The following is a 13608-nucleotide window of genomic DNA, read 5'->3' as shown; positions in this document are numbered from 1 at the left end:
GATGGGAATTCAATTTCAATCGTGTATGGATTTTTTATTTAATGTGCAGTTTCAGGATTGTGTTTTGGATTATAGTTCTTTTGCCAATAAAAAAATGCCAAAGACCAAATTCAATTCTTGTTCTTTGAAAGAAGTTACTTTCATCGGAACTAATTTGACTCAATCCGTTTTTGGGAACTGTAATTTGGACAATGCTATTTTTAACGAATCCCTTTTGGCAGGCGTTGATTTCACCACTGCTTACAATTATAAAATTGATCCCGAGTTTAACCCTATGAAAAAAGCTAAATTTTCAAGTCAGGGAATTGCAGGGCTTTTGGATAAGTATGATATAAAAATTGAGTAATTGTTTGTTTGAATTATCTTATGTATATTGTAACTGCTTAAAAATCAAATCATGGAACTCCAAGAGCAATTTACACATATAACAACGCTAATATCGAAGGCAAAAGAAAAAGCTTTCCATGCAGTAAATAAAGAGTTAGTAACTCTTTATTGGCACGTTGGGGAATATGTGAGCCAACAAGTAGAAAAAAAAGCTTGGGGAAAATCGGTTGTAAAAGAATTAGCTCTTTTTATCCAAAAGTCTGAGCCAAATAGTGTTGGTTTTTCTCCTCAAAATATATGGAGAATGAAGCAGTTTTTTGAAACATATAAAGATTTACCAAAACTCTCAACACTGTCGAGAGAAATAGGATGGTCACATAATTTGATATTATTAGGACTAAAAGAAAACGAAGAAAAAGAATTTTATCTTAGAATGACTATCAAAGAAAAATGGTCATCAAGAGAATTACAAAGACAAATTAATTCCTCATGTTTTGAAAGAGTAATGCTGGCAAATACAAAACTCGCAACACTGTCGGGAGTTTTATCAAAAGAAGTTACAAACACTTTCAAAGACACGTATGTTCTAGAATTACTTCAATTACCAGAAAGTCATTTAGAAAAAGATTTAAGAAAAGGGATTGCACAAAACATAACAAAATTTCTATTGGAATTTGGACGTGATTTTGCTTTTATGGGAGAAGAATATCCATTGCAGGTGGGTAATCAAGATTTCGCCATTGACCTTCTGTTTTATAACAGAAACCTAAATTGCATGGTCGCTATTGAATTAAAAATAGAAAAATTCAAACCCGAACATTTAGGTCAGCTTAATTTTTATCTGGAAGCACTGGATAGAGATATCAAAAAACCACACGAACAACCTAGCATAGGCATATTATTATGTAAGGGTAAAGACGATATTGTTGTAGAATATGCATTGAGCAGGACAGCCTCTCCAACATTAGTAGCCGATTACCAAACAAAACTTCCAAGCAAAGAAGTATTGCAACGCAAATGGAAAGAGATTTTAGAAACACTAGACACAGAAAACTATAACTAATAAATTTGAGTAATTATGAATGCAACCAACTCATACCTTGAAAGCGTAAAGAAACAATTTCTTTATTATAAAATGTTAGGCGAAAAAGCCATCGAACAACTAGAACCAGAACAACTTTTTGTTTCTGTGAATGAAGATACCAATAGCATTGCTGTCATTGTAAAACATCTAAGCGGAAATATGTTGTCTCGCTGGACAGATTTCCTAACAACTGATGGCGAAAAAGAAACTCGAAATCGAGATGGTGAATTTGAAAATGATCTGACAACCAAAGAAGAAGTTTTTGATGTCTGGAATAAGGGATGGAAATGCTTTTTAGATACGTTGGAAAGTTTAAAACCAGAACAACTTTCGGAAATAATTTATATTCGAAATGAGGGACACACGGTTATTGAAGCTATCAACAGACAATTGGCTCACTATCCATATCATGTTGGGCAAATTGTTTTTTATGCCAAACAATTAAAAAGAAGCGAATGGGACAGTTTATCAATTCCAAAAAATAAATCGAATAGTTATAATGCTAATAAATTTGCTCAGGAGAAATCAATTAAAAATTTTACTGAAGAGGAATTCAGACGATTGAAATAATGTTGCAAAGGCAAATAAAAACGACAAATACCAACAAATGAAAAAAATAATTTTACTTTCCCCTTTATTGCTGTTAATTTCATGTTATGATGCGGAGCGCAACTGCAAAGATTTTAAAACAGGGAAATTTAAATTTGAATATGAAATTGATGGCGTGAAGAAAACTACTGTTTTTGAACGCAACGACAGCATTGAAATTGAGACTTTTGAAGGTAAAACTGATACGGCTACCATTCGATGGATAAATGACTGTGAATATGTTTTGCAAAAAAAACACCCGAAAAATAAGGCGGAAGAGAAGGCTATTGACATGAAAATTTTGACAACTACAAAAAATTCCTATACCTTTGAATTTGGAATGGTAGGAACTGACGCTAAACAAAAAGGGACGGTTGTTAAGATTTCAGATTAGAGATTTCAGATTCAGAACTTAGGACTAAGAACTCAAAACTAAGGACTAAAATTAAAAAAAACATAAACCTTAACGATACAAAATGGAAGTATTTTTGAACCCAGATGCTTGGATTGCCTTATTAACATTGACTTTTTTGGAAATAGTTTTAGGGATTGACAACATCATTTTTATTTCTATTGCAACTGGAAAATTAGCGATTGAAGACCGCAAAAAAGCGACCAAAATAGGTATGTTTTTGGCAATGTTTATGCGAATTGCATTGTTGTTTGGAATCAACTTTTTGACTCAAATGAAAAAGCCTTGGTTCACCATTGATTTCAGCTGGTTGCATGCTGGAGTTACGGGACAAAGTCTTATTTTATTATTTGGTGGATTATTTCTAATTTATAAGAGTACTAATGAAATTCGAGAAAAAGTAGACGAAAAAGGTCATGAAGAAAAGGAATTAGGTAAAGCTGCTGCAAAATCTTTTCAAAGTGTTATATTACAAATTATAATGATTGACTTGGTTTTCTCTTTTGATAGTATTTTGACTGCAGTAGGAATGACAAATGGCGTTGAAGGCGCCTTGATTATTATGATTACTGCTGTGGTTATTTCGGTTTTAATTATGATGCAGTTTGCAGTTCCGGTTGGGAATTTTGTTAATAAACATCCTTCGATTCAAATATTAGGATTGTCTTTTTTGATTTTGATTGGATTCATGTTGTTGACTGAAAGTGCACATTTGTCAAATGCACTTATTTTTGGCAGTCATGTAACTCCCGTTCCAAAAGGATATTTATATTTTGCTATTTCATTCTCATTGTTTGTAGAAATAATAAATATGAGGGTAACAAAAAAGAAGAATTAATATGCGATTTTAAAAATCAAATTGAATGATATACAAAAAAACACGGTTACGAGTAGTTACTGTGTTTTTTTTTACAATATATTTAAGCTTAAAAAATATTTATCACAGATGAAAAATACGATATCACACAGAGTTGCCGATTTTCTAAAGAACTTCCCTCCCTTTACTTTTTTGAATCAAAAAGATATCGAAGTGCTTTCGGAGCAAATTTCTATTATTTACAAAGAAAAAGACAGTGTTATTTTTGCCGAAAATGATGAAACTCATGATTCTTTTTATGTAGTTCACAAAGGAGCTATTGCGCTAAGAAAGGGGCCTAAAAAAGACGTAATAGACATGTGTGATGAGGGTGATATATTTGGTCTTAGACCTCTTATTGCTAATGAAAATTACAAAATGGAAGCTGTAGCCTATGAGGAAAGTATCATTTATTCGATACCAATTGACATTTTCAGGCCATACGCTTTGCAAAACAGAGACGTTGGTAATTTTTTAATTCAGAGTTTTGCTTCAAACACCAGCACTCCTTATTCTGAAAGTTATAGAGGGAAATTATATGGCGAAACTGCGACTGGTGATGTTTTGGATACTAATTCCAAAATATTAGATATTCAGCCTGTAAAATATTCTAAAAAAATAGTTACTTGTTCGTCTGCAACGACCGCCAAAGAAATTGCCAAAATCATGACAGAACAAAATGTAGGCGCCGTACTTGTCGTCGAAGATAAATTGCCAATTGGTATTATTACAGATAAAGATTTACGTGATAAAATTGTCACTGGCGAACATCCAATTACCTCCTCGGCATCAGTTATTATGACAAGTCCAGTTATCACCTATCCAAAAAAACTGACTACTACGCAGGCACAAATGGCGATGATGAAAAGCAACATCAGTCACATTTGCCTAACCAAAGACGGCACCCCAAACACCAAAGCCGTTGGCATTCTTTCCAAACATGACGTGATGGTTTCGTTGGGTAATAATCCTGCCGTGTTGATAAAAGCTGTAAAAAGAGCAAAAAAATACAAAGACATCAAGCCGATACGAGCCAGCATCATGCAATTATTACAAGGTTATCTCGATCAGAATATTCCAATGACTTTGACATCAAAAATCATTACTGAATTGAATGATGTTTGTATTCAACAAGTGATAAAAATTGCATTGAAAAAAATGGATACTCCTCCACCTGTAAAATTTGCCTGGTTAGCTATGGGAAGTCAGGGACGAAGTGAGCAATTATTACAAACCGACCAGGACAACGCTTTGGTTTACGAAGATGTTGCCGACGAATCAAAAGAGAAAACTAAAAAATATTTTTTGGACTTAGCAACGCATGTCAATAAAGGACTTTTTGAAATTGGATATGATTACTGTCCTGCCGAAATGATGGCATCTAATCCAAAATGGTGTTTAAGTCTGGAAGAATGGAAAAAATTAGTACATCAGTGGATTACGAATACTGGTAAAGATGAAGTATTGTTATCTTTTATATTCTTTGATTACAGCCTTTCGTATGGTGACAGCGAACTAGCAAATAAACTTTCGGATTTTATTTTAGATGATATCAAAGCGAATCCTGTTTTTTATATACATTTAGTGAGTGGTGCTCTGCAAAGCCCTTCGCCTACAGGTTTTTTTAGACAATTTCTACTAGAACAAGATGGTGCCAATAAAGATTTCTTCGATATAAAAAACAGGGCATTAATGCCTTTGAGCGACGCCGCAAGAGTATTGATTTTATCACATGCTGTAAAATCAATCAGCAATACTCCTGAACGTTTTGAAAAATTAGCAGAACTAGAACCTCAAAACAGAGAATTGTATTTAGCGTGTGCCTATTCGTATAAAGCGCTGCTGAAATTCAGAACGAAACAAGGACTTTTACACCATGATTCCGGACAATATATAGCATTGGAGCACCTTACCAAATTAGAAAAAATAAAACTCAAAAGCACCTTCAAGACCATCAAAGAGTTACAAGCCGTTATTTCAATTCGTTTTAATCCTTCAAATATATTGTAATGGCGCACTTTTTCGAAAAATGGACTACTTGGTTGTTGGATTTTTTTAATATTTCTAAAAAACCAATTGACGAAGCACTTTTAAACACTGTTGAAAATACACGTTTTGTCGTCTTAGATACCGAAACTACAGGTTTTGATTATGAAAATGACCGCATACTTTGTTTGGGTGCTGTCGTTTTGAAAAATAGTGTTATTAAAATTTCTGAGAGTTTTGAAATGTATATTCATCAGGAACATTTTGACAAAAACAGTGTTCAAATTCACGGTATTCTGAAAGATCTGGTTCTGGACAAACCTTCAGAATTGGAAGTATTGAAACAATTTTTGGATTTTTTAGGGGATTCAATTATTATTGCCCATCATACGATATTTGACATCACAATGATTAATCGTGCTTTGGAACGAAATGACCTTCCACTTTTGACCAACAAAACATTAGACACGGCCTTTCTTTATAAAAAGACATTGATTAAATCAAACATATTAGAATATAAAGACCATTACTCTCTCGATGATCTTGCCGATAAATTTGACATCTCTAAAAAAGATCGTCATACTGCTATGGGAGATGCTTATATTACTGCAATTGCTTTCCTGAAAATTGTAAAAAAATTAAAAGACAAAAAAAGAAAAGGCGAATTTCTATTAAAGGATTTGTTTTATTATTAATGAAATTGTTTTAGAAAAGTTATTTTTTACAAGTAGCAAACACAATTTTACATTTACCCCCCTCTCTCTGGAAAATCTAAACTTTTGCATCAAAAAAAGATTTAATTTTTAAAAATACAAAATCACGTTACTTTAATAAAAATATATAATTATTATTGTATCAAAAAAAAAATAGTTAATTAATTGAGTATCTCAAAATAAAAACTATTTTTGCGTAATCGATTACATAATCAAATATATAATAACCAATTAATTAACTCAACCATGAACAACCCGACCATTGGCAAATACAGATGGACAATATGCAGTCTTGTCTTTTTTGCAACAACCGTAAACTACTTAGATCGAAATGTAATAAGTTACCTGAGGCCCTTTTTAGCAGAGGCTTTTCACTGGACTCCAGAACAAGAAGTTATAGATTACTCCAATATTGAATTAGCTTTTAAAATTGCCTACGCTATGGGAATGCTAATAGCAGGAGGAATTATTGATAAATTAGGCACAAAAATAGGTTACGCGATAGCAACTGGACTTTGGAGCATTGCAGCTATTGGTCATGCTTTAGCAACAGGAACAGGAGGTTTTTTAATTGCTCGTGTATTTTTAGGAATTACCGAAGCTGGAAATTTCCCTGCAGCGATAAAAGCAACAGCCGAATGGTTTCCGCAAAAAGAACGCGCTTTAGCAACTGGTATTTTTAATTCAGGAAGTAACATCGGAGCCATTATCGTTCCTCTGTCAGTACCTTTTATTGCTGAAAATTATGGTTGGCAATTGGCATTCATTGCAACTGGTATTATTGGTTTTATATGGCTGTTTTTATGGTTTTTATATTACGAAGTTCCCCAAAAACAAAAACGCTTATCTCAAGCTGAGTTAGAATATATCACTGCAGATAAAGCAGAGACAATTGAACCTGAAAATAACGAAAAAGTCTCTTGGCTAAAACTACTTTCTTTTCGTCAGACATGGGCATTTGCTATTGGCAAATTACTTACCGATCCAGTTTGGTGGTTTTATTTATTTTGGTTGCCGGACTTCTTAATGAAAGAATATAAACTTTCAGCAACTGGAATTATTTGGCCTTGCGCATTGGTATACATAATCGGAAGTATCGGAAGTATTGGAGGCGGATGGCTACCATTAAAATTAATCGAAAAAAACTGGCCAGCTTACAAAGCCCGCAAAACAAGTATGTTAATATATGCATTTGCAGTTTTACCTGTATTATTTTCTCAATATTTAGGTGCCATCAACATGTGGTGGGCAGTTTTAGTAATTGGTTTTGCGGTATCGGCACACCAAGCATGGAGTGCAAACATTTTCACAACTGTATCTGATATGTTTCCGAAAAATGCAACAGCCTCTGTAACAGGTATTGGCGGGATGTTTGGAGCTCTTGGTGGAATTTTGTTAACTTTAGTAGTACAAAAAAATATGTTTGTTTACTATACAAAAATTGGCAAGATTGAAACTGGTTATTTCATCATGTTTTGTATTTGTGGAGCTGCTTATTTATTAGCCTGGCTAATCATGCATATTTTAGTTCCAAAAATGAAAAAAGTAGAATTATAATTTCAGGTTTTGAGAACACTATTAAAAATCACAATAAAATAACTGTCTATTTTTAATAAAACGCAAAAAAACAACATTATATATTGCTCAATTAAAAAAAAAATTTACTTTTGTGTAATCGATTACATTAAATCTTTTTATCATGACAAAATATAGTTCTAGATACGCTTCTAGCCCACAAGCCGTAAAACAGTATGACACAAAACAATTAAGAGAAGAATTCTTAATTGATAATTTAATGGAAGAAGGCGAAATAACGCTAACCTACTCTCATTATGACAGATACATAGCTGGTTCAGCTACACCATTAACACCTTTAACACTTGAAACAATAGATCCTCTTAAATCTGAATATTTCTTGGAAAGAAGAGAAATGGGTATCATCAACGTTGGCGGAAATGGTACAGTTAGTGTAGAAGGAACAGTTTATGAATTAGGATTTAAAGATGCATTGTACATCGGAAGTGGAAATAAAGAAGTTATTTTCGCGAGTGATGATGCAAAAAACCCAGCTAAATTCTACTTGAATTCAGCTCCTGCACACACTAACTACCCTACCAAAAAAGTAAGTTTAGCAGAAGCTAATAAATTACAATTAGGTACGATGGAAACAGCTAATAACCGTACAGTAAATCAAATGATTATTGGTGGTATTGTAACTACTTGTCAATTACAAATGGGCATGACCGAGTTAAAACCAGGAAGTGTTTGGAACACAATGCCTGCTCACGTTCATGACCGTAGAATGGAGGTATATCTTTATTTAGACATTCCTGAAGGTCAAGCTGTTTGCCATTTTATGGGAGAACCACAAGAAACGAGACATATTTGGATGAATAATCACCAAGCCGTTATTTCCCCACCTTGGTCTATCCATTCAGGTGCAGGAACAAGTAATTATACTTTCATCTGGGGTATGGCAGGTGAAAACCTAGATTATGGAGATATGGATGTTGCCAAAACAACAGATTTAAGATAATTAATAACTATTAAATAAAAAATTTATGTCAATCAATCTTTTTGATTTAACTGGAAAAATAGCACTAATAACAGGTGGAGTTCATGGACTTGGAATGGCAATGGCAAAAGGACTTGGTCATGCCGGAGCAAAAATTGTAGTAAACGATCTTTCTCAAGAAGCTCTTGACAAAGCAGTAGCTGAATATAAATCAGTAGGAATTGAAGCTTACGGATATGTTTTTAATGTATGTGATGAAAAAGCAGTAATTGCAAGTGTTGCACAAATTGAAGCAGAAGTTGGACCTATCGATATTTTAGTAAACAATGCTGGAATCATCAAAAGAACTCCTATCATCGATATGGCAGTTGAAGATTTCACCGCAGTAATTAATGTAGACCTTATCAGTCCATTTATTGTATCTAAAACAATTGTAAAGGGAATGATCCAACGTGGCGGTGGAAAAATCATCAACATTTGTTCTATGATGAGTGAATTAGGAAGACAAGACGTAAGTGCTTATGCTGCTGCAAAAGGTGGTTTAAAAATGTTAACTAAAAACATGGCTACTGAGTGGGCTAAATTCAATATTCAAACGAATGGAATTGGACCTGGTTATTTTGCAACTAGCCAAACTGCTCCAATTAGAGTTGATGGACACCCATTTAATGAATTTATCATCAGCAGAACTCCGGCAAATCGTTGGGGAGATCCTGAGGATTTACAAGGTGCTGCAATATTCTTATCTTCAAAAGCTAGTGATTTTGTGAATGGTCACATTCTTTATGTTGATGGTGGAATCCTTGCTACTATTGGAAAACCATCAAATGAATAATAATTTTTAAGAAGTTTATAATGAGCACAAGTTTCATCCACGATAATTTTTTATTAGAAAATAAATACGCAGAAGAATTATACCATAATTATTCTAAAAATCAACCTATAATCGATTATCACAATCACTTAAGTCCTCAGTTTATTGCTGAAGATAAAATTTTTGACAACATTACAAAAGTGTGGATTAACGGAGATCACTACAAATGGCGTGCAATGCGTACTTTGGGAATCAACGAACAATTCATTACAGGTAACGGTTCTGATAAAGATAAATTTTTAAACTGGGCAAAAACAGTTCCATATACAATGCGTAATCCTTTGTATCACTGGACTCACTTAGAATTAGCTCGTTATTTTGATATCACCGAGTTATTAAACGAAAAATCTGCTGAAAGAATTTACGAACAAGCTTCTGCTAAAGTAAATTCTGCCGAATACAGTACACAAAACTTGCTTCGTAAAGTAAACGCTGAATTCGTTTGTACTACTGAAGATCCAATTGATAATTTAGAATTTCACCAAAAATTAGCAAAAAGTAGTTACGAAGTAAAAGTAAGTACTGCATTCAGACCTGATAAAGCGATTTTGATTTCGAATGATGGATACAACGAATACATTGATACTTTAGGTCAAGTAGCTGGTGTTGAAATCAACACTTTTTCAGATTTATGTTCAGCTTTAAAAAACAGAATTGAATATTTTGACAAAAACGGATCTAAACTTTCTGATCACGGTTTAGACCAAATATATTTCGAAAACTATACTGAAAGTGAAGTTAGTGCAATTTTCAAAAAGAAAAGAGAAAACGCAGCTTTGACCAACGAAGAAGCTTTGAAATTCCAAAGTGCTGTTTTAGTATTTTTATGTGAAACTTACCATGAACTTGGATGGGTTCAACAATTTCACTTAGGAGCATTAAGAAACAACAATGCTCGTATGCATAGAATTTTAGGTCCTGATACAGGATGGGATTCTATTGGAGATTATCCACAAGCCCAAAAACTATCGGCATTCTTGAACGCTTTGGACAGCAAAGATAAATTGACCAAAACAATCATTTACAACTTAAATCCTGCTGACAATGAAGTTATGGCTACCATGATTGGTAACTTTAATGATGGAAGCGTTAGAGGAAAAGTTCAATTTGGTTCAGGATGGTGGTTCTTAGATCAAAAAGACGGAATGACAAAACAATTAAATGCCCTTTCAAACATGGGACTTATTAGTTGTTTTATTGGAATGTTGACAGATTCAAGAAGCTTCTTATCATTCCCTAGACATGAATATTTCAGACGTATTCTTTGTAATCTTTTAGGAGATGAAATCAAAAGAGGTGAACTTCCAAACGATATGGAGTGGATTGGTAAAATGGTTTCTGACATTAGTTACAATAATGCCAAAGAATATTTTAAATTTTAATTGATAAATATTCTAAAAAAGAAAATCAAATAAGCGACTTAATTATAGACTGAAATTCTACTTTGAGTCGCTTATTAATATTATAAAATATACAGTTTCATAAAAAATACTGTAATAACAAAATGGGAGAAGATGAAAAATTTAAATAGAAAAAATTTAGGGTTAGAAAATAAGTATCCAATAAAAGTGGTACAATTTGGTGAAGGTAATTTCTTAAGAGCTTTCGTTGATTACGCTTTTCATAAACTAAACAAAGAAGTTGATTTCAATGCTGGAATTGCGATGGTGCAGCCTTTGAAAGATGGAATGGTAAACATGATTAATGACCAAGACGGTCTTTATACTTTGTTTATGAATGGTATCAAAAAAGGAGAAAAAATACAGGATATTCAGTTAATTGACAATGTTGTAAAAGCTATCAATCCATATACTGAATTTGCTGATTATCTAGCTTTAGCCAAAGAAGAAGAGCTTCAATTCATTGTTTCAAACACTACTGAAGCAGGAATTGAATTTATCGGAACTGATACACCAGATATGCAACCGCCTGTGTCATTTCCTGCAAAGTTGACTGTTTTGTTATACGAAAGATTCAAACACTTCAATGGTGATGCTTCGAAAGCGGTAACTATCATTCCTTGTGAATTGATTGATTACAACTCAGAAACTTTGAAAAAAATCATTTTACAATATTGCGATTTATGGAAGTTAGAGGATGCATTCAAAACTTGGGTATCTGATGCGTGTACGTATCACAGTACTTTGGTTGACAGAATTGTGCCTGGATATCCAAGAGCTAATATTGAAGAATACAATAGCAAATTAGATTATCAAGACAATTTAATTGTTGCTGCAGAGCCATTTTTCCTTTGGGCAATCGAAGGTGGTGATGATTTGAAAGCAAAATTACCATTCCACAAAACGGATTTGAACGTGAAGATTGTTGAAGACATTCGTCCTTTCAAAATGATCAAAGTTCGTATTTTGAACGGTGCTCATACATCAATGGTTCCAATTTCTCTTTTGTATGGTAACAAATTAGTTATGGAAACTGTAAATGGAGATTTCACTGGAAAATTCGTAGATAGCGTTATTGCTGAAATCAGCGAAACCCTTGCTATGGACAAAAATGAAATCACTGCTTACTGTGAAGAGGTAATGGACCGTTTTAAAAATCCATTTATCAAACATGCACTTGCTGATATTGCTTTAAATTCTATCTCTAAATTCAAAGTAAGAGTATTGCCAAGCTTGTTAGGATATTATAATGCGAATAAAAAATTACCGGTTAGTTTAACATATTCATTAGCTTGTTTAATCCAATTTTATAAAGGAACTTGGAATAACGAAGCATTACCTGTGAAAGATACTCCAGAACTAGTTGAAGCATTTAACAACATTTGGAAAGCAGGTTCTCTAGATTCAGTTGTTAAACAAACACTTGAAAACACAGATTTCTGGGGTGAAGATTTAACAAAAATTAACGGTTTATCTGAAGCTTTAGTCGTAGCTTTAAGTGAGATTGAAGCTAATGGAATTGAAAATGGCTTTGCTAATTACAGCAAAAAATACTAAAGATTCTAAGTTGCTAAGAAACTAAGTTCCTAAGTTTTATAAAAAAAGTTTCTAAGACTTTAAGATTCTAAGTTATACGAAGAAAGTATTAAAAGGAAAAAAACGTTTATATATAAAACAAAAAATTCAAAATAGTGCTCCTAAACTTAGATTCTTAGCAACTTAGATTCTTAGCAACTTTAAAAAAAAATAATCATGCAAAAGAAATTAATAAAAGTAAATCCAGCAGATAACGTAATTGTTGCTTTAACTGATTTAGTACAAAACGAACAAATTACATTTGAGGGAACTACCGTTTCACCAACAACTGATGTTAAAGCAAAACATAAAATTGCAGAGAAAGATTTTGCAATTGGTGATGAAATTATAATGTATGGCGTTTTGGTAGGAAAAGCTGTAAAACCTGTACAAAAAGGAGAAGTAATTACTACCGAAAATGTAAAACATCAAAGTGAAAAAGTTTTTGGTAAAACTGGAAATTTAGGTTGGACTCCACCAAATGTAGATCGTTGGAAAGACAAAACTTTCAACGGATACCACCGTGCTGATGGACAAGTTGGAACCAAAAACGTTTGGTTATTTATTCCATTGGTTTTTTGTGAAAACAAAAATATCGAGAAACTGAAAGATATTTTCGAAAACGAATTACTGCCAAAAAAAGAAGTTTCTTATAAAAATTTGTTACGCTCTTTAATTGAGGAAAAAAGCGTAGAAGAAGTTGCTGCTAAAAATCCAAATGAAAATCTTTTAGATAATGTCGAAGTAAAATTCATCAACCATCAAGGTGGTTGTGGTGGAATACGACAAGATTCTGAATTGTTAGCAAAACTGCTTGCAGGATATGTGAACAATCCGAATGTTGCTGGTGCAACTGTTTTAAGTTTGGGTTGCCAAAATTTGCAAGTAGACATTTTTAAAAATGCATTGAAAGCAATCAGCCCAAATTGTGATAAAGAAATTTTGATCTACGAGCAACAACAAATTGGAACTACCGATCAAATGTTCCAAATGGTGATCAAAGATTCTTACGAAGCCATAAAAAGAGCCAACAAAATTGAACGTAAACCTGCTCCTATTTCAAAACTAAGTATCGGTTTGGAATGTGGTGGATCTGACGGATTTTCAGGAATTTCAGCTAATCCAGCATTAGGAGTAGTTTCAGATATTTTTGCAGCTTTGGGAGGAAAAACCATTTTGGCAGAGTTCCCGGAATTATGTGGCGTTGAGCAAGAATTGATGAACCGTTGCGTGGACGAAGAAAAAGCAGATAAGTTTTTAACTTTGATGAAAGCCTTT

General features: G+C 33.2%; 13 protein-coding genes. All 13 read left to right on the top strand.

Annotated features, from left to right (window positions below; translation table 11 throughout):
- Window positions 1-346 (top strand): pentapeptide repeat-containing protein (locus VLC96_RS12925; RefSeq protein WP_325263524.1); only part of this gene is annotated, 346 nt, incomplete at its 5' end.
- Between the two features lie 51 nt (window positions 347-397).
- Window positions 398-1390 carry a PDDEXK nuclease domain-containing protein gene (locus tag VLC96_RS12920; protein WP_325263523.1) on the top strand — a complete coding sequence of 331 codons (993 nt, stop codon included), beginning with the start codon at window positions 398-400 and terminating at the stop codon, window positions 1388-1390.
- 15 nt (window positions 1391-1405) lie between these two features.
- A complete protein-coding gene (locus VLC96_RS12915) occupies window positions 1406-1981 on the top strand; it encodes a DUF1572 family protein (protein WP_325263520.1) in 576 nt (191 codons plus the stop codon).
- Between the two features lie 37 nt (window positions 1982-2018).
- Complete coding sequence (locus VLC96_RS12910; RefSeq protein WP_325263519.1) at window positions 2019-2393, top strand: DNA topoisomerase IV; 375 nt, start codon at window positions 2019-2021, stop codon at window positions 2391-2393.
- Between the two features lie 82 nt (window positions 2394-2475).
- Complete coding sequence (locus VLC96_RS12905; RefSeq protein WP_325263517.1) at window positions 2476-3249, top strand: TerC family protein; 774 nt, start codon at window positions 2476-2478, stop codon at window positions 3247-3249.
- 108 nt (window positions 3250-3357) lie between these two features.
- The gene (locus VLC96_RS12900; RefSeq protein WP_325263515.1) at window positions 3358-5277 is read left to right on the top strand and encodes a DUF294 nucleotidyltransferase-like domain-containing protein; all 1920 of its coding nucleotides are present in this window, start codon (window positions 3358-3360) and stop codon (window positions 5275-5277) included.
- Window positions 5277-5948, top strand: coding sequence for a 3'-5' exonuclease (locus VLC96_RS12895; protein WP_325263514.1), 672 nt, complete (start codon window positions 5277-5279; stop codon window positions 5946-5948). The genes VLC96_RS12900 and VLC96_RS12895 overlap by 1 nt, the downstream gene beginning before the upstream one ends.
- A 264-nt stretch (window positions 5949-6212) precedes the next feature.
- Entirely contained in the window at window positions 6213-7523 is a 1311-nt protein-coding gene (locus VLC96_RS12890; protein WP_325263512.1) for an MFS transporter, read from the top strand.
- A 142-nt stretch (window positions 7524-7665) separates the two neighbouring features.
- On the top strand, window positions 7666-8502 hold the full coding sequence (gene kduI / locus VLC96_RS12885; protein ID WP_325263510.1) for a 5-dehydro-4-deoxy-D-glucuronate isomerase: 837 nt from the start codon (window positions 7666-7668) through the stop codon (window positions 8500-8502).
- A gap of 25 nt (window positions 8503-8527) precedes the next feature.
- A complete protein-coding gene (locus VLC96_RS12880; protein WP_325263508.1) occupies window positions 8528-9316 on the top strand; it encodes a gluconate 5-dehydrogenase in 789 nt (262 codons plus the stop codon).
- 20 nt (window positions 9317-9336) lie between these two features.
- Window positions 9337-10737 (top strand): glucuronate isomerase, encoded by a 1401-nt coding sequence (gene uxaC, locus VLC96_RS12875; protein WP_325263506.1) that lies wholly within the window; start codon window positions 9337-9339, stop codon window positions 10735-10737.
- A 132-nt stretch (window positions 10738-10869) separates the two neighbouring features.
- Window positions 10870-12312, top strand: coding sequence for a tagaturonate reductase (locus VLC96_RS12870; RefSeq protein WP_325263504.1), 1443 nt, complete (start codon window positions 10870-10872; stop codon window positions 12310-12312).
- 195 nt (window positions 12313-12507) lie between these two features.
- Window positions 12508-13608: UxaA family hydrolase (locus VLC96_RS12865; protein ID WP_325263502.1), on the top strand; the 1101-nt coding region annotated here is incomplete at its 3' end.

Source organism: Flavobacterium sp. (genome assembly GCF_035456085.1).
Taxonomy (GTDB): domain Bacteria; phylum Bacteroidota; class Bacteroidia; order Flavobacteriales; family Flavobacteriaceae; genus Flavobacterium.
The sequence above is the reverse complement of the archived record's forward strand: the minus strand, read 5'-3'. Positions and strand labels throughout refer to the sequence as shown.